The sequence below is a fragment of the Acidocella facilis ATCC 35904 genome, from assembly GCF_000687875.1.
GTDB lineage: Bacteria > Pseudomonadota > Alphaproteobacteria > Acetobacterales > Acetobacteraceae > Acidocella > Acidocella facilis.
Map to the genome: position 1 here is coordinate 428,706 of NZ_JHYG01000002.1, position 15,396 is coordinate 444,101.

Consider the following 15,396-nt stretch of genomic DNA (forward strand, 5'->3'; position numbering starts at 1 on the left):
TTTTGTTGGCGCTTATGTACGCCCGGGGGGGAGAAAGGGCAAGGGGGATTCGCTGGTTGGTCGGGTGTGGGGTCGTTTTGCAGGCGGCTGTTCGCCTGGCGGCAACCCGGGTAGGCTGGAGCGGGGCACGGGAGCCGAGGGAAGGGATGCAATGGGAGCCGGACAACGCGAGACAGGACGGGTGAGTACTTGGCTGCCCTTCAGTGGTGAAGGTCCGGCGCTGTTGGCTTTGGCGGCGTATGCGCAGCATATTCAACAACCTCATGCCGCGATCATCTGGGTTTCTCTCGGGGGAGCCAAAATATTGCGCCCGGGTGTGGCGGATAAAGATGGGGATGTTCCGGTCCTGATCGCGCATGCGCATGGCTCTGCAAGGCCGCCAGCCACCAGACCTGCCTCGAAGGGCGCATTGCTGCGTTTTGAAGATGCGGCTGCGTCTGTGCTCTCGGAAGCCTGGGGTAAGACAAAAGAAGAGGTAAAGGCGGCGGACGAGTGGATAGAGCGACATCCTTTGAAGACGGATGGCGTTGTCGTTGGGTTCGATGCTGTGGCTGCAATCGGTGGTGTGATTGCCATTGGCTTTTTAGGCGTAGCGGCAGTTGGAACCTTAGGTATGATCGCGACAGGAGCAGCTATTGTCCTGCTGGCTGCCGATAGTGCACATTTTACCTTTGAGATGATGGCGGCAGAAGACCATTCTGAATTTGGTGCCCGAATGGCAAAAGGCATGGAAAAATCGATTATTTATCAAGGTATTGAATGGATTGCGCCGTTGCTATGCCTGCCGGATTTGGCATTTAACCTGCCAAAAGCGATAAGAGAAGTTGGAGTGGGCATACGTGAAGGCAAGGAAGCGGTTGAGAGTCTAGAGAAAGGAGCGCAACTTGCGGATAAGGCGGAGCAACGGCTTTCTAACTATATTCAAAGGCGCGGCGCTGACGGCGCCAAGCCTGCATTGCAGGCTACCGAACAGCGCTATCAGCGGGCGATCAGCGCCGCGAAGCGCACCGAAGCTGAGTTAAAGTCGAAACTTGATGACACCCTGGCAAAGCTCCGTAAATCGAAGATTGGAGAGGCGATTGAAATCATCAATGCGCCAGGTACGGTCATCGGCGCGGGGCTTGATGTAGTCACCCATGCGCGTCAGGCCGTACACGGGATGCGCTGGGCTTGAGGCGAGGTCGATGCCGGTTGGCATGATCCTGGCGCCAAATTCAGTCCACAGCCGCCGGCCTATCCGGTGATGCCGGACGCGAATGAGATAGTGGCACAGCATACCGGTCAACGGACGATCTTCAGGCCGCGGGGCGCAGATCCCTGGACAGATATGCAATTTTATTTGTCCATTCACTTGGCCATCAACCGTATCCGGCCGCGTTAGGAGGCAAACATGCAGGACGCTCCCATCAAACGTTCGGCTGGGGCTCCGCCTTCGGCCCTGCCTGGATTGGTCGGATTTGGCTTTTTAGCGATTTTCGCGCCTGCCATGTACATGATGATGGTCCCAGCGATCATATTCTCATCTCATTTCAGCGTGGCTTGGCTAAATGGCCTACTTGGGGCTGCTGTCGTCTGGATTCTGCTTGCTGTAGGCGCGGTGCTTGGCCCGGCCAGATATGGCAAAATCTGGGCGATACGGGTCATGCGCGTCATGTCTTATGCGGCCATGGCGGCTTATATCTGCGCGCTGGCCTGGGACTTTGTGCTTTATTTCCAGGTGAAACCGCCGGACAATCAGATGTGCCTTTGGGCGCTTCTGGGGTTTTTCTTCCCGCTCGGTATTTGCTTCTGGCTGCTGGCGCGGGCGTTGCGGCGCGAGCCCTGGTTTGATCCGGCGGCGACCCCGGCGCAGATCGGCCCGTCGCTGGGGGCGCCGCAGGAGGCGTTGCGCGCGGCAGGGCTGGATGAGTCGGGCCGCATGCCGGCTGAACAGCGGGCCAGAACCTTGGCGATGGGCGCGCCGCCGCGCCGTTGGCTATGTTACGTGGCCCCGCCTTATGTCGCGGCCCGGCTGCATCGCTGGGGCTGGTTTGCGCTGATGCTGCCGCTCTGCCTGGTGGCGCTGGTATTTGCCATCATCGTCCCGGTGCGGGCTTTGGTTGTTTACGGTTTCATGGGCGCGCTGGCGGACCGGTTCCGGGCGCTGCAGCTGCTGCGGCTGGATGCGGCGCGGGCGCAGCCGGATGAGCCACCGGCTCACAAGCCCCGCCGCACCCGCCCGGCGAAGGGCTGAACTGAGTCTCAGACCGCCTCGGCCCAGAATTTTTCCCAGCCCTGGGCGCGCAGGTCGCAGGCCGGGCATTTGCCGCAGCCATAGCCCCAGCGATGCAGCGTTGAGCGGTCGCCGTTGTAGCAGCTATGCGAGCCGGTGCGGATGGTCTCAACCAGCCCGTCCCCGCCCAGCTCTTGGGTCAGCGCCCAGGTTTGCGCCTTGTCCAGCCACATCAGCGGGGTATGCAGCACGAAGCGGCTTTCCATGCCGAGATTGATCGCCGCCTGCAGCGCCTTCACCGTATCGTCCCGGCAATCCGGGTAGCCGGAATAATCCGTCTCGCAGACGCCGGTGACGATATGCTTGATCCCGCGCCGATAGGCGATGGCGGCGGCGAAGGTGAGGAACATCAGGTTGCGGCCGGGCACGAAGGTGCTGGGCAGGCCGTTCTCCTGCATGGTGATCGCCGAGTCCTGGGTCAGCGCGGTGTCGCTGATCTGGCCCAGCACGGAGAAATCCACCAGATGATCCTCGCCCAGCCGCGCCGCCCAACCGGGGACGAGCCTGGCCATCGCCTCGCGCAACGGCGCACGGACCTCAAGCTCAACCCGGTGGCGCTGGCCGTAATCGAACCCCAGCGTCTCCACGCGGCCATAGCGGGCCAGCGCCCAGGCCAGGCAGGTGGCGGAATCCTGACCGCCGGAGAACAGCACCAGCGCGGCGTTCTGGTCCATCATGCCGCCTCCGGGCCGTAATAGGCGCAGCGATCCTGGTTGGAGGCGCGCGAGATGGTCACACGATACAAGGCCGGGCAGGCGGCGGCGAGGCGCGTCCAGATCCAGGCGCAGAGATTTTCCATGGTGGCGGGGCCGAGATCCGGCACCTCATCGAGGAAGCGATGGTCCAGCCCGTCGCGCACCTCCTCCAGCAGCCGGGCCAGCAGCCCGACATCCATCACCATGCCGCTCGCCGGGTCCGCCTTGCCGCGCAACGTCACCTCCGCAAGATAGGTATGGCCGTGGATGCGCCGGCTCGGGTCGGTCTCGATCTTGCGCTCCAGCGTGTGCGCGGCATCGAAGATGAATTGCTTGCTGAGCTCGTACATCAGCGGATTCCCAAAAATTTATGCGTCTGCAGCGACAGGCGCCAGCGCGGATGCGCCATGCAATAGGCTACCGCCGCCGCGGTGTTGGCGGCCTGGTCGGGGCCATCCATCGGCTGCAGCAGGAAATGCCGGAAAGCCAGCCCCTCGAAGCGCGCCGGGAGGGCGTCCGGCTGTGGGAAAACCAGCTTCAGCTCGTCGCCGCCCGCAACCGCCAGCGCCGCGCCGGCCTTGGGGCTGACGCAGAGCCAGTCCACCCCGGCAGGCGGGGCGATGGTGCCGTTGGTTTCCACCGCGATCTCGAACCCCGCCGCATGCAGGGCATCGACCAGAGGTATATCGAGCTGTAGCAGCGGCTCGCCGCCGGTGAGCACGACCAGCCTGTCCTCCGGCTGGTCCTGCGGCCAGGCGGCGGCGATGGCGGCGCTCAGACCGGCGGCATCGGCGAAGCGGCCCCCACCGGTGCCGTTGGTGCCGATGAAGTCGGTGTCGCAGAAGCGGCAGATCGCCGTGGCGCGGTCTTCCTCGCGGCCTGACCAGAGATTGCAGCCGGCAAAACGGCAGAACACCGCCGCGCGGCCGGCATTCCGGCCCTCGCCCTGCAAGGTGTAGAAGATTTCTTTAACGCTATAGGCCATGGCTGCGGCGTGGGGATTATAGCCGGGCGGCCCGCATGGCAATGCCGCTTACGCGAAACCCTGCCCCGCTGCGGCAAAGCCCTCAGCGCAATAGCTGTTTAGATTGACGCGGCAGCGTCGAGATAGACACGTGAAGCTGCTGGGCAAAACCTGGTCGAGCGAGGGGGGTTACCCATCTCGCCCTAGCAATAAAGTCGTAATTTTCTCTTGCGGCGGCGCCTGAGTTCCGAATCTTGGGGTTACCCCGACTCAGGTTTCATGGAAGGCTTTGCGCTTGTTGAGGCGACGCTGGAATTGCGGGCGGGGATCGATGCAATGCGTCGCGCGCCGGGCCGTCGCTGGGCGGTCGATACAACAATGGCAAGGAAAGAGCCCATGAGAATAATCGTCAGGCAGGTCGCGTGCCCGCAGGAGAGCACGATCGCAGACTGGGTGCCAGGTGCTGATCTTGCGGATGCCTTCGCCGTGGAGTTGAGCAGAGAGGATGCGGCGCGGGGCATCGAGGCTCTCGCCCGCAGCACGCTCGGCCACCCGGCCCCGTGGTTCCGGGCTCTGCTGTCGATCCGCGACCAGGTCGTCCGTCCGTTTGGCATCAAATCCTCGCGTCAATTGCGGGAGCAGGCCGTGGCAGGCGGGGCGGGGTACATCGATTTCTTCCGGGTCAGGTCAAGATCGCGCGACGAGGTTGTGCTGGGTGAGGATGATCGGCATCTCGATTTCCGGGCCTCGCTGTTAATCCGGCCGCGGCATGATGGCGAGGGGGCGGAGCTTGTCGCGACGACAGTGGTGCGTTGCCACAATCTTGTCGGCAGGGCCTATTTGTTGGCGATCGCCCCGTTTCATCGGCAGGTCATCCGCTCCAACCTCTCTGCCGCCGCGGCGCGCGGCTGGCGGTAATGCGGCCAGGCGGGCGAGCGCCGGCTCAGTCCGCATTTTGTCGCGCGGCTCGACGGATGGCCTGTGGTGGGATGCCATGGAGCTTGACGAATGCGCGGCGCATGCGCTCGGGATCGGTAAATCCCACGGCGCGCGCAATCTGCTCCACCGGTTCGGCACCCTCCCGCAACCGCAGGCGCGCGGCCTCCACGCGCAACCGCTCAACGGCCCGGGCGGGCGTTTCACCGGTCTCTCGGCGGAACGCGCGGCTGAATTGCCGCGGGCTGAGATGCACGGCCTCGGCCAGGCGCTCTACGCCCAGCGGCTCGGGCAGATGATCGCGTGCGAAGGTAAGCGCCAGGCGGATGCGGTCGGTTGCCGGTTCCATCTGCGATAATGGCGAGAATTGCGATTGTCCGCCGGAGCGTCGATGATAAACGACGAGCTCGCGGGCGACCTCGCGCGCCATCTCGACACCATGGTCAGCCTCGATCAGAGCCAAGGCGAGATCGATGCCCGCGGTGATCCCCGCCGATGTCCAGACACCGCGATCGGCTATGAAGATGTGATCGGCCTCGACCCTGACGGCCGGATATTCCCGCTGCAGCAGATGCGCGACCCGCCAATGGGTCGTCGCCCGGCGCCCCGCCAGCAGCCCCGCCTCCGCCAGCAGGAACGCCCCCGTGCAGACGCTGGCGACACGCGCGGCCTTTGCGGCCAGCGCGCGCACGGCGGCAACTTCACCGGGCGCCCGCATCGGCGCGATGTCGCCGCCCACGACGATCAGCGTGTCCAGCGCGACGCCTTTCGGGGCGCGGCTTCCAACCATGGCCCCACCACTGCCGCGCACCTTGCCGCCGGCCCGCGACAGGACCTCCAGAGCGTAAAGCGGCCGGCCGGCAATCCTGGTGACCGCTTCGAACGCGCCGAACGGCCCGGCGAAATCCAGGATCTGATGGCCTGGATAGAGAAAGAAACCGATATGATGCATGACGTCTTAAATTAAGGGATATACGTCATTTATGCCAATGTCTTTTTCCGTCACTGTCGTTGGCGAAAGGAGATCCGCCATGACAAATGTCGTCATCCCCCTCTATGAAGGGGTGACACCGCTCGATTTTACGGGCCCCTATCAGATCCTCCGCGTCCTGCCGGAGATGGATATCCAGCTCGCCGCGCTCAGCCAGAAAGAGATTGTCGCGGACGGCCTCACTTTTGGCGCGCTGCAAGATCTGGAGAGGATAGACTCCTGCGACGTTCTCCTCGTCCCCGGTGGCCTTGGCTGTATTGCGGCGTTGGAGAATCCCCGGTTTCTCGCCGAAATCCGGCGGCTTGGTGCAAGCGCTGGCTATGTTACCTCGGTTTGCACCGGCTCGTTGATCCTCGCCGCGGCGGGGCTGCTGGATGGCCGCCGCGCGGCCTGCCACTGGGCCTTTCGAACGCTTCTGTCCGCCTTTGGGGCGATCCCGGATGCTGGCCGGGTGGTGCGTGACGGCAACCGCATCAGCGGCGGCGGGGTGACCGCCGGCATGGATTTTGCCCTCTCCCTGATTGCCGAGCTGCGGGGAGAGGAAGCCGCACAGGGCGCCCAGCTTCTGCTGGAATACGCGCCAGAACCACCCTTCGCGGCGGGGTTACCGGAGATGGCGCCGCGGCCGGTCCTGGAGGCCGTCAATGCCCGTCTCTCCACCGCGCTTGCCGATGCCGAACGGCGCATCGCGATCGTCGCCGCGCAGCTACGGCCTGCCGGTTGAGAGATTGGCTTAGAAAGGACCACGGAAATGAGACTGAAGAATAAAACCGTCCTGATCACCGGCGGCACCAGTGGCATTGGCCTGGCCACCGCCAAGCTCTTCCTCCGCGAGGGCGCGCGCGTGGCCGTTACCGGGCGCGATACCAGCCGCTTCGCGGCGGTGCGTGCCGAGCTTGGCGAAGAGGCGCTGATCCTCCGGGCCGACGCCCGCTCGGTCGCGGATATGCAGGCGGCCAGCAAGGAGGTTGCGAAAGCCTTTGGAGAACTCGATGTCTTCTTCGCCAATGCCGGCATCGCCTATGGCACCCCGCTCGCCGAGACCGACGAGGCGCGCTATGATGAGATCATGGATATCGACGTCAAGGGCGTCTTCTTCTCCATGCAGGCCGTGGCGTCGATTTTGCGTGATGGCGCCTCGGTCATCCTGAGCACCTCCTTCATCATCCATGTCGGCCGGCCCGGCCTTTCCCTGCTCTCGGCCGCCAAGGCAGCCGTGCGGTCGCTCGCACGAACCTGGTCTCGCGAATTTCTGGATCGCAAGATCAGGGTCAACACGATCTCTCCTGGCTTCATCGACACCCCCCTGATCAGCCGGCATCGCAGCCCGGACGAGCTTCAGGAATTCCGCGACAAAGCTGCTGCGACGGTGCCCATCGGCCGTATGGGGACAGCGGAGGACATTGCCGCCGCGGCGCTCTATCTGGCCAGTGACGAGTCCAGCTATGTCGTCGGCGCGGAGCTGGTCGTGGATGGCGGTGTCTCGCAGATTTGAGGCTGAGCCATGGTAGCAGGCGAAATGCCCGCAAGCGTCTCCTCCATCATTCAGCACGCCTGACATCGTCCAAATGGCGCGGCAAATGGCGTGCGGCGAGGAAAACAGCGACCTGAAATATGCAAAGCAGCAGAAAGGCCCAGGCGTAAGCGGTCGCCACCGCCGGGCCGGAACCATGTGCCCCCAGCCGCCAGGCGAGGAACGTCGCGCAAAGCGTTGTCATGATCGGCCCGCCGAGGCGTTGAGCGATGTTCAGCGAGGTGGTCGCCATGGGTAGATCTTGCTTGGGGATAGCGGCATATGCAGCGGTCATGGATGGCAAGCCGACGGCGCTCATGCCCAAGCCCCGCAGGAACAGCGCGGGGATGAGGATGAACAGGTTGAGCCCATGGAGCGCCAGATAGAGAAACGCCAGCGTGGCGATGCACCCCAGCAGCGCACCGCCCGCCGATAGGGCGCGGATGCCAAACCTGTCGGTCAGCGCACCCATCTGCGGATAGGTCACCATCATGCCCAGCCCGAGCGGCGCCAGCATCCAGCCCATCTCGGCCGGCGCGCGGCCGCATGCCTGAATCAAAAAGGCGGGGATGAGCATCTGCCCCGCGAACTGCACGCCGTTCGAGAGGGACTGCGTCACGATTGCGGCCGAAAACACCCGGATCTTGAACAGCCGCAGATCAACCAACGCCGCATCGCCTTTGCGCCGCGCGGTCCAAAGAAAGCCGGCAATCATGATGATACCGGCAGTAAGGGTTGCACGGCCCGTCATCCGACCGATCTTGTCCGCGCCGTAGAGGCACAGCGCCAGTCCCGGCGAGAGCAATGCAAGGCCAAGCCAGTCCAGCTTCTTGCGGGTGAGCTCTTCCCGGTCTCGCGGCAGGAACCGAATGGCCAACAGGAAGGCGAGCGCGCCGACTGGCAAATTGACCAGGAAAAGCCAGCGCCATGACGCATATTGCAGGATGGCGCCGGCAATGATCGGGCCAAAGACCGGCGCCAGCAGAACCGGCAGCGCCATGTACCCAGCCACACGCGCCATGTGCCTGCCGGCTGCCTTGGCGATCATCATCTGCGCCATGGGGGCGAGGAGCCCGCCGCTGATGCCCTGAAAAACGCGGAACGCGATCAAGCCATCCGCCGACCAGGCCAGCCCGCACAGCGCCGAGGACAAGGTGAAACCCGCGAAACACCAAAGGTAAAGCGATTTCGCGCCGATGCGGCCGACCAGCCATCCGTTCAACGGCAGAGCCAGGGCCAACGCCAGAAGATAACCGCTGGTGACCCACTGAATGATTGAAAAACTTGCGTGTAGATCTGCAGCCAGGCTCGACAGGGAGACATTGACGATGGTGGCATCGAGTTGCGCCAGCAGGCCGCCAAACAAGGCGACGGCGGCAATTCTCCATACCGCGGGATCGAGCTGCGTATCCTTCGCGACATCTTCCGGGGCCGGGCCTTGGGGCATGCGTTATGATTGCTTGGGCGAATGGCCACCGTGGAAACGCCCGAATATGCGGGCGGAAAACAGGCCGATCAGCAGCACGCCCGCGCCGGCGGCGATGACCTGATCGGCGGCATGCAGATTGAAATTGCCGACGCGAATAAGCAGCAGATAGGCCAAGACAAGGTTCGCAAATCCCCAAAGGACATTAACGGTGGAGGAGGAAAGCCCCTGTCCCGGCGGCTTGGCGAACGGGCTTTGAAAGGCCTGCCCCATCGTGCCGCTGACAAAATGCGGAACAGCATTGGCGAGAAATATGCCACCGAACAGGTAAGATATGTCGTGCAGCCAATTCATGAATGCAGGCTCCTTGTCAGACGATAAATGCTGGGCGCCAAGCTGCGGCTGGGCCCGTGCTGCGACCTATTCCGCCTCACCCAGACGCTTGATCAGCGTCACGGCGGACATGAGCGTCTCCCGTTCCTCGGGCGTAAGTCTGGCCATGGCTTCGAGCAGCCATTTCTGTTTCGCGGCACTGCGCCGATGCCGCGCCTGAATGCCGGTCTCCGTCAAAGCGAAAAGGATCTGCCGGCCATCGGTTGGATGCGGTTGGCGCGAGACCAGCCCCTCACTCTCCAGTTCCGCGAGAGTGGCACCCATGGATTGCGGTTTGACCCCCTCTGCCCGCGCGAGATCGGCTGTCGTCATCGGGCCGGCTTTATCGAGCCGTGCCAGTACCATGGTCTGTGACCATGTCAGCCCGTCCGGGTTGGTGTCGGCACGCAGGCGCCGCAAAAGCTGGCCGACCGCCAGCGAAAGCTCCGTAACGGCGGTTTCGAGAGGCGCGGGCATGCCGGAAGATCGATCCATGCCCTCACCCTTATATAAAAACAGCTAAACTTGCAAGTTTAACTACTAAATACGACATGCGATGCAAGCGACGATTATGTCATGCCCGCCCGATACCAAGGCGGTTGGCGGCTTCACGCGCTTCCGCCTCGCGGCGCGGCAGAATATCCGCCATCAGCGCCCGATACGCCGCCAGGATCGCCGCCGGGGCGGTTTCAGGGCGTCCCGCGTCGAACGGCGGCGCGGGGGCATATTCAAGCCCAAGCTGAATGATCTGTGCCTGCTCCACGCCCCCGATCTCGGCCAGCACCGCCAGCGCGAAATCGATGCCCGCCGTCACCCCGCCACCGGTTATGATGTTTCCATCACGCACGACGCGTCCGTCATCGGCAGTCGCGCCAAACAGTGGCAGAAGATGCCGCCAGGCCCAGTGGCAGGCCGCCCGCCGGCCAACCAGCAGACCGGCAGCGCCGAGGATCAACGAGCCGGTACAAACCGAGGTGACATAGCGCGCGGCCAGTCCCAGCCGCCGGATCTCGGCAATGAAGGCCGAATCCAGCGCCGTGGCCGTCGTGCTGCGGCCGCCCGGCACACAAATCAGATCGCAGGCCTCTATCTCCGCCAGCCGCCTGGTTCCAGCAAAGATCAATCCCTCGCTCGGCACGTCGCCCCCGGCGGGGCTGGCGATGATCACCTCGCTATCGGGCCAGCGCACGAAAAACTGATGCGGCCCGGTGAAATCAAGCTGGGTCATGCCGGGATAGATGGCGAAGACGATGCGTAATGGCGGGTTGTTCATGACAGGCTCCTGATGCTGACGAAACCATGCCCGAACTGGCCGATTGACCAAATGACAATGATCCCTCATTTTCTGCCAGCAATGAAGAATGTTGCCCTCTTCCTCTTCGAGGATTTCCAGATCCTCGACGCCGCCGGCCCGACCACCGTGTTCGAGATTGCCGAGCGGCTCGCGCCCGGCTCCTACCGCCTCCATCTCATCTCGATGCATGGCGGCGCGGTCCGCAGTTCGTCCGGCCTCACCCTCGACAGCCTCCGGGCCGATGACGCGCCGGCCATGGACACGCTGATCGTGGTCGGCGGCAATGGCAGCCGACGGGCGATGCACCATCATGAGAACACCGCCTATCTTCGCAGCCGCGCCCGGGATACGCGGCGTCTCTGCAGCGTCTGTTCAGGTGCTTTTCTGCTGGCCGCGGCGGGGCTGCTCGACGGCAAACGGGCAACGACCCACTGGCATCGGGCGGAAGAATTGCAGCGCCTCTTTCCGGCCATACGGGTCGAAGCCGATCGCATCCATGTCCGAGACGGCACGATCTGGACGTCCGCCGGCATCAGCGCGGGAATCGATCTGGCCTTGGCGCTGGTCGCGGAGGATCTGGGGGAAGCGGTCGCAAAACATGTCGCGCAACAGATGGTCGTCTATTACCGCCGGCCAGGCGGGCAATCGCAATTTTCCGCGCTGGCCGAGCTGGGCAGCAATGCCACACCCTTCGCGCCCTTGTTGGATTACATGCGCGCCCATCTTACCGAGCGCCTGACCGTGGAGCGGCTCGCGGCATACATGGCGATGAGCCCGCGCAACTTTGCCCGCGCCTTCACGCGCGAGATCGGGGTCAGCCCGGCCAGGGCCGTGGAACGGTTAAGGCTCGAAGTCGCCCGAGAGCGCGTCGAATCCTCCCGCGAGCCGATCGAACAAATCGCGGCATCAACGGGATTTCACGACCCCGAACGAATGCGCCGGGCATTCACCCGCCATTTCGGCCAGCCCCCGCAGGCGATGCGCCGCGTTTGCGCATACGGCTGAGCACGACTTGGTTTTCTCTCGGGTGGTTCCAGTAGGATTCCGGAGGTAGTTTTGGGATGACGGCTTCTGGACACAGAAAGCCCGCTGGGTCTCCAATTTAAAGCACTGATGTCCGGCTTCGGGAGTTCGATTTGAGCATGTGACCTTCAGGTTACCGACCTCCTGCATCACAAATGGAGGCACGACCGAAGGTGGAGGCAGGCTATTTCTGACCGCTGCTGGCAGTGCCATCGCCGCCATTATTTCCGGTCATGCCATTTGAAGAGCCGGAATCCACCCCGCCGGAGGGCGGCGCCGCATCCTGAGGCTTTCCAGTTTGCCGCATTTCATGGGGCTTTTTTGTCGTTTCAGGATGCGGCGCCTTCGGGGTGGTGCTGGTCGCGTCCTGATTGGGGGAGGTCAGCGGTTGCGCCATAACCGGACCGCAGTTGGCCGCTAACAGAGCCAGAGACACCGCACATATAAATTTTATCATGATCGAAGCTCCTTCGCGATGCCGAAGCCCGAGCATAGGAAAAAACTCATCTCCTAACGAGCAAAAATTGAATGTCTAGAATCACATGAACATCACATCGGCCAGCACCGCCTTGAAACCCGTCTCACAAACATTGATTTCATGACAGTTGAACTAACCTAACCAGACTTTTCTTAGGTTTATAAAGGAGGTTTTCCTGGGAATGGTTAAAAGCCGTATGTTAATTCCAGCCTCTGTTGCAATCTCTTCGATAACTTCCAACCTCCCGCTTGTCAGGCGGCGTGCTGCCTCTGACGATAACAGAACGGAGAAACGCTATGGCTAAAAAACATAATTCAAATCCTGGAAATTTCGCCAATGACCGCGAGCGTTCGTCCGAAGCCGGCCGCAAGGGCAGCTCGCACTGACCCAGGACCGATCGGGAGCGTGTCGCGCGCTCCCGATCCCTCATCGCCACCAGGAGAACGACAATGGGCCTTTTCACCACCCCGATCAAAACGCTTGATGACCTGTATCTGCATACGCTGCGCGATATCTATTATGCGGAGCACCAAATCATCAAGGTATTGCCGACGATGATCGAAAAATCCAATAATGAGGCGTTGAAAACCGCGCTGTCGACACATTTCACCGAAACGCAGGAACAGATCAAACGGCTTGAGACAGTGTTCCAGCATCTCAATACCGAGGCGAAGGGTGTGACCTGCGAAGCCATCGAAGGCATTATCGCCGAAGCCAAGCAGGGGATGAGCGATGTTGGCGACCTCGACGTGCTGGACGCGGCGATCGCCTCGGCGGCGCAGGCTGTCGAGCATTACGAGATCAGCCGCTATGGCACATTGATCGCCATGGCGAAACGCCTGAACCGCGATGAAGCTGTCGGCCTGCTGGAGGTCACGTTGCAGGAAGAGAAACACGCCGATCACAAGCTGACCGAAGTCGCCGAGCGAGAGGTCAACAAAAAGGCGGCCTGACAAGTGCGGGTTCGGCACGAGGCTAAACCTCCTTTAACAGGCTCTGAAAAGAGAAACCAAGCGCCGTGAATCAGTACAACATGAAAGACCCGACAACCCAATATCCGAAGCCTGAGTTTGAGAGGCAGCCCCAATCCCCGCCTGGTCTCGCGGCTGATATGGTGCCAAAGCCGGATCACGGCGAGCGCAGCTATGAGGGTTTCGGGAGGCTGAAAGGTCGAAGGGCGCTGATTACCGGCGGCGATAGCGGCATTGGGCGGGCAATCGCAATCGCTTTTGCACGCGAAGGCGCCGACATCGCGATCAACTACCTCTCTGCCGAGGATGAGGATGCGGCGGAAGTAAATCGCATCCTCATCGAGGAAGGGCGGAATATCACGCTTTTACCGGGCGATTTATCGGATGAGGCATTTTGCCTACAACTCGTGGAAGACGCCACTCAGGCGCTGGGCGGGCTGGATATTCTGGTCAATGTTGCCGGCATGCAAGTCTATGTCGAGCAGATTTCGGATTTTACCACGGAGCAATTCGATAAGACCTTCAGAACCAATGTCTATGCGATGTTCTGGCTCTGCAAGGCGGCTCTCCCCGCCATGCCGCCTGGAAGCACAATCATCAATACAACCTCGATCCAGGCCTACAAGCCGTCGCCGGGGCTGTTGGACTATGCCTCGACAAAAGCGGCGATTGCAGCGTTTACCCACGGCCTGGCCAAACAGGTGGCTGAGAAAGGGATTCGGGTAAATGCCGTGGCTCTGGGCCCCGTCTGGACGCCGCTGCAGCCAAGCGGTGGCCAACCGCAGGAAAAGGTCCAGGCGTTTGGCGCCGAAGTACCGATGAAGCGTCCGGGCCAGCCGGCGGAACTTGCGCCGGTTTACGTGTTGCTGGCCTCGCAGGAATCAAGCTTCGTCACCGGAGAAATTTATGGTGTCACCGGCGGCGGACACTTGCCTTAATCGAAGGGAGCTACTTCATGGTCCAGGACGGGATAACGGCCAACGAGCCGGTAGGCGATATCGATCCTTGTGGCACACATCCGACCAAGCCCGTCAGTCCCCCTGCCAGGACCTCCGAAGCACAGCACACCGAGACGGGGGACCGCAATGCCATGAAAAACAAGCCGCCCCGCACGGATCATTAGCAGCAGGGTAAGGATAAAACATGACCAGATTGCCGATGCTGCTAACGGTGGCTTTGCTGGCGGCGCTCACATTGCCCGCCTGGGGCGAATCCGAAGATAATCCTCCCTTTTTTCAGAAGGATTAGGATTTCATCACGGCGGCTTACAATCTCAGCCCCGATCAAATCCATTTGGCTGATATGGCGGAAAAAGCAGGAGGTGAAAAATCCCGTTCCCTGGCGGACAAGATCGCACCCGAGCATAAAAAAATCACACCATTTTAAGAGGCTTGGCGCACACGAAAGTGGGAAGCGCGACCGCGGTGCCGCTGAGTGGCCAGCATCCAGCGACGGACGCCTTGCGAGACAAGACCGGGCAGCAGTTCGACCGCGCCTACATCGCGACGGCGCGGGACGTGGAGCAGAAGGAGATCGCGCTTTTCTATAAAGAGGCTGCGGCAGGGCATAACCATACGCTTAGACGTTTCGCTGACTCCGAGCTACCAGCGCTACGGTCCAATCTCGAACTTTTGCAGGAAAAACGAAACTGAACAGACATTCAACGGAGGTATTCCATGAGACGCGGCGCGCGTATCAAACCCTATAAGAATGCGTCCGGCGGCTGGGGTTCGGTTCATTCCCTCGGCAATATTCTGCTGCGCGAACATGTTCCCCTAAAAGCGCAGCCTGTTCTCAGCCGCCAGAACAAGACTGATGGCTTTGCCTGCGTGAGCTGCGCCTGGGCGAAGCCTGCAAAGCCTCATCTGTTTGAGTTCTGCGAGAACGGCGCCAAGGCGACCGCATGGGAGATCACTCGTAACCGCGTGGAGCTAGAATTTTTTCGCAAACATTCCGTGACCGCGCTGATGGAGTGGAGCGATTTTCAGCTGGAGCAGGCCGGCCGCCTTACCCATCCGATGCGGATCCGGGCGGGGCAAAATCATTATGAAGAGGTCTCCTGGGAAACCGCTTTCGCGGAGATCGGCCAGCTTCTGAAGGGCTACGATCCGGATTCCGTTGTATTTTGCGGATTCCGACGAAGCCGGCCATGCATTCCAACTTGAATCCGGCCACTGATTCCGAATTGAAGCCGGCCAGCGTTCCGATTTGATGTCGGCCACCTGAACGTCTTCGTTTGGGTCTGGTTGAATGATTATCGGGTCCTTGTTTGGGGTCAAGTTCAGGCGGTAGCGGTAGCCTGATCGCGCTTTTTGCGCAGGCTCTCGCCGGTGAGTTCGATGCGATAGGCATTGTGGACGAGGCGGTCGAGGATGGCGTCGGCGATGGTTGGATCGCCGATGATTTCGTACCAGCGCTCGACCGGTACCTGGCTGGTGATGATGACGGAGCGCATTTCATG

Annotated in this window: 21 protein-coding genes; 11 read left to right on the forward strand and 10 right to left on the reverse strand. The window is 61.8% G+C overall.

The window, feature by feature from the left end; genetic code table 11:
* The first annotated feature begins 151 nt into the window (after positions 1-151).
* Entirely contained in the window at positions 152-1,174 is a 1,023-nt protein-coding gene (locus tag T331_RS19780) for a hypothetical protein (RefSeq protein WP_155992610.1), read from the forward strand.
* Positions 1,175-1,642: 468 nt separating this feature from the next.
* Positions 1,643-2,233 (forward strand): hypothetical protein, encoded by a 591-nt coding sequence (locus T331_RS19030; RefSeq protein WP_211248673.1) that lies wholly within the window; start codon positions 1,643-1,645, stop codon positions 2,231-2,233.
* A gap of 8 nt (positions 2,234-2,241) precedes the next feature.
* Here T331_RS19030 and queC read toward each other — a convergent pair whose 3' ends face one another.
* From queC to queE, 3 genes are read right to left on the reverse strand one after another with little or no spacing between them, the layout of a single operon-like run.
* Positions 2,242-2,946, reverse strand: coding sequence for a 7-cyano-7-deazaguanine synthase QueC (queC, locus tag T331_RS0104550; RefSeq protein ID WP_026439188.1), 705 nt, complete (start codon positions 2,944-2,946; stop codon positions 2,242-2,244).
* Positions 2,946-3,317 (reverse strand): 6-pyruvoyl trahydropterin synthase family protein, encoded by a 372-nt coding sequence (locus T331_RS0104555; RefSeq protein ID WP_008495178.1) that lies wholly within the window; start codon positions 3,315-3,317, stop codon positions 2,946-2,948. Before T331_RS0104555 ends, queC begins: the two co-directional genes overlap by 1 nt.
* On the reverse strand, positions 3,317-3,952 hold the full coding sequence (gene queE, locus T331_RS0104560) for a 7-carboxy-7-deazaguanine synthase (protein ID WP_026439189.1): 636 nt from the start codon (positions 3,950-3,952) through the stop codon (positions 3,317-3,319). Before queE ends, T331_RS0104555 begins: the two co-directional genes overlap by 1 nt.
* 258 nt (positions 3,953-4,210) lie before the next feature.
* Here queE and T331_RS0104565 point away from each other — a divergent pair, with 258 nt between their 5' ends.
* The gene (locus T331_RS0104565) at positions 4,211-4,849 is read left to right on the forward strand and encodes a DUF2867 domain-containing protein (protein WP_244876883.1); all 639 of its coding nucleotides are present in this window, start codon (positions 4,211-4,213) and stop codon (positions 4,847-4,849) included.
* 25 nt (positions 4,850-4,874) lie between these two features.
* Here T331_RS0104565 and T331_RS0104570 read toward each other — a convergent pair whose 3' ends face one another.
* Positions 4,875-5,819, reverse strand: coding sequence for a GlxA family transcriptional regulator (locus tag T331_RS0104570; protein WP_026439191.1), 945 nt, complete (start codon positions 5,817-5,819; stop codon positions 4,875-4,877).
* Between the two features lie 79 nt (positions 5,820-5,898).
* Here T331_RS0104570 and T331_RS0104575 point away from each other — a divergent pair, with 79 nt between their 5' ends.
* Together T331_RS0104575 and T331_RS0104580 are read left to right on the forward strand one after the other, a co-directional pair.
* A complete protein-coding gene (locus T331_RS0104575; RefSeq protein WP_026439192.1) occupies positions 5,899-6,582 on the forward strand; it encodes a DJ-1/PfpI family protein in 684 nt (227 codons plus the stop codon).
* 27 nt (positions 6,583-6,609) lie between these two features.
* The gene (locus T331_RS0104580; RefSeq protein WP_026439193.1) at positions 6,610-7,353 is read left to right on the forward strand and encodes an SDR family oxidoreductase; all 744 of its coding nucleotides are present in this window, start codon (positions 6,610-6,612) and stop codon (positions 7,351-7,353) included.
* Between the two features lie 46 nt (positions 7,354-7,399).
* On the opposite strand, the gene T331_RS0104585 is transcribed toward T331_RS0104580, so the two are convergent.
* The 4 genes from T331_RS0104585 to T331_RS0104600 all read right to left on the reverse strand — a co-directional run bounded on the left by T331_RS0104585 (position 7,400) and on the right by T331_RS0104600 (position 10,442).
* Complete coding sequence (locus T331_RS0104585; RefSeq protein ID WP_026439194.1) at positions 7,400-8,818, reverse strand: DHA2 family efflux MFS transporter permease subunit; 1,419 nt, start codon at positions 8,816-8,818, stop codon at positions 7,400-7,402.
* Positions 8,819-8,821: 3 nt separating this feature from the next.
* On the reverse strand, positions 8,822-9,151 hold the full coding sequence (locus T331_RS0104590; protein WP_026439195.1) for a hypothetical protein: 330 nt from the start codon (positions 9,149-9,151) through the stop codon (positions 8,822-8,824).
* 66 nt (positions 9,152-9,217) lie between these two features.
* Complete coding sequence (locus T331_RS0104595) at positions 9,218-9,664, reverse strand: MarR family winged helix-turn-helix transcriptional regulator (protein ID WP_026439196.1); 447 nt, start codon at positions 9,662-9,664, stop codon at positions 9,218-9,220.
* Positions 9,665-9,743: 79 nt separating this feature from the next.
* The gene (locus T331_RS0104600) at positions 9,744-10,442 is read right to left on the reverse strand and encodes a DJ-1/PfpI family protein (protein ID WP_026439197.1); all 699 of its coding nucleotides are present in this window, start codon (positions 10,440-10,442) and stop codon (positions 9,744-9,746) included.
* An 81-nt stretch (positions 10,443-10,523) separates the two neighbouring features.
* Here T331_RS0104600 and T331_RS0104605 point away from each other — a divergent pair, with 81 nt between their 5' ends.
* Positions 10,524-11,468, forward strand: a complete 945-nt coding sequence (locus T331_RS0104605) for a GlxA family transcriptional regulator (protein WP_026439198.1) — start codon at positions 10,524-10,526, stop codon at positions 11,466-11,468.
* Positions 11,469-11,670: 202 nt separating this feature from the next.
* Here the strand turns inward: T331_RS0104605 and T331_RS0104610 are convergent, their stop codons facing one another.
* Entirely contained in the window at positions 11,671-11,883 is a 213-nt protein-coding gene (locus tag T331_RS0104610; RefSeq protein ID WP_026439199.1) for a hypothetical protein, read from the reverse strand.
* A 377-nt stretch (positions 11,884-12,260) separates the two neighbouring features.
* Between T331_RS0104610 and T331_RS20600 the strand changes: the two genes are divergently transcribed.
* From T331_RS20600 to T331_RS0104635, 5 genes are all read left to right on the forward strand, one after another.
* The gene (locus T331_RS20600) at positions 12,261-12,350 is read left to right on the forward strand and encodes a KGG domain-containing protein (protein ID WP_081822123.1); all 90 of its coding nucleotides are present in this window, start codon (positions 12,261-12,263) and stop codon (positions 12,348-12,350) included.
* Between the two features lie 63 nt (positions 12,351-12,413).
* Entirely contained in the window at positions 12,414-12,917 is a 504-nt protein-coding gene (locus tag T331_RS0104615) for a YciE/YciF ferroxidase family protein (RefSeq protein ID WP_026439200.1), read from the forward strand.
* A gap of 65 nt (positions 12,918-12,982) precedes the next feature.
* Positions 12,983-13,873, forward strand: a complete 891-nt coding sequence (locus T331_RS0104620; protein ID WP_026439201.1) for an SDR family oxidoreductase — start codon at positions 12,983-12,985, stop codon at positions 13,871-13,873.
* Between the two features lie 453 nt (positions 13,874-14,326).
* Complete coding sequence (locus T331_RS0104630) at positions 14,327-14,587, forward strand: DUF4142 domain-containing protein (RefSeq protein WP_026439203.1); 261 nt, start codon at positions 14,327-14,329, stop codon at positions 14,585-14,587.
* Positions 14,588-14,611: 24 nt separating this feature from the next.
* A complete protein-coding gene (locus tag T331_RS0104635; RefSeq protein ID WP_026439204.1) occupies positions 14,612-15,100 on the forward strand; it encodes a hypothetical protein in 489 nt (162 codons plus the stop codon).
* 116 nt (positions 15,101-15,216) lie between these two features.
* Here the strand turns inward: T331_RS0104635 and T331_RS19395 are convergent.
* On the reverse strand, positions 15,217-15,396 hold a 180-nt coding region (locus T331_RS19395), incomplete at its 5' end, for an ATP-binding protein (RefSeq protein ID WP_026439205.1).

Coding starts and splice junctions, on each gene's coding strand:
- queE (WP_026439189.1), bottom strand. CDS start 3,952: ATGGCCTATAGCGTTAAAGAAATCTTCTACACCTTGCAGGGCGAGGGC.
- T331_RS19780 (WP_155992610.1), top strand. CDS start 152: ATGGGAGCCGGACAACGCGAGACAGGACGGGTGAGTACTTGGCTGCCC.
- T331_RS0104635 (WP_026439204.1), top strand. CDS start 14,612: ATGAGACGCGGCGCGCGTATCAAACCCTATAAGAATGCGTCCGGCGGC.
- queC (WP_026439188.1), bottom strand. CDS start 2,946: ATGGACCAGAACGCCGCGCTGGTGCTGTTCTCCGGCGGTCAGGATTCC.
- T331_RS0104565 (WP_244876883.1), top strand. CDS start 4,211: ATGGAAGGCTTTGCGCTTGTTGAGGCGACGCTGGAATTGCGGGCGGGG.
- T331_RS0104590 (WP_026439195.1), bottom strand. CDS start 9,151: ATGAATTGGCTGCACGACATATCTTACCTGTTCGGTGGCATATTTCTC.
- T331_RS0104595 (WP_026439196.1), bottom strand. CDS start 9,664: ATGGATCGATCTTCCGGCATGCCCGCGCCTCTCGAAACCGCCGTTACG.
- T331_RS0104580 (WP_026439193.1), top strand. CDS start 6,610: ATGAGACTGAAGAATAAAACCGTCCTGATCACCGGCGGCACCAGTGGC.
- T331_RS0104570 (WP_026439191.1), bottom strand. CDS start 5,819: ATGCATCATATCGGTTTCTTTCTCTATCCAGGCCATCAGATCCTGGAT.
- T331_RS20600 (WP_081822123.1), top strand. CDS start 12,261: ATGGCTAAAAAACATAATTCAAATCCTGGAAATTTCGCCAATGACCGC.
- T331_RS0104600 (WP_026439197.1), bottom strand. CDS start 10,442: ATGAACAACCCGCCATTACGCATCGTCTTCGCCATCTATCCCGGCATG.
- T331_RS0104615 (WP_026439200.1), top strand. CDS start 12,414: ATGGGCCTTTTCACCACCCCGATCAAAACGCTTGATGACCTGTATCTG.
- T331_RS19030 (WP_211248673.1), top strand. CDS start 1,643: ATGCGCGTCATGTCTTATGCGGCCATGGCGGCTTATATCTGCGCGCTG.
- T331_RS0104605 (WP_026439198.1), top strand. CDS start 10,524: ATGAAGAATGTTGCCCTCTTCCTCTTCGAGGATTTCCAGATCCTCGAC.
- T331_RS0104610 (WP_026439199.1), bottom strand. CDS start 11,883: ATGGCGCAACCGCTGACCTCCCCCAATCAGGACGCGACCAGCACCACC.
- T331_RS0104555 (WP_008495178.1), bottom strand. CDS start 3,317: ATGTACGAGCTCAGCAAGCAATTCATCTTCGATGCCGCGCACACGCTG.
- T331_RS0104575 (WP_026439192.1), top strand. CDS start 5,899: ATGACAAATGTCGTCATCCCCCTCTATGAAGGGGTGACACCGCTCGAT.
- T331_RS0104585 (WP_026439194.1), bottom strand. CDS start 8,818: ATGCCCCAAGGCCCGGCCCCGGAAGATGTCGCGAAGGATACGCAGCTC.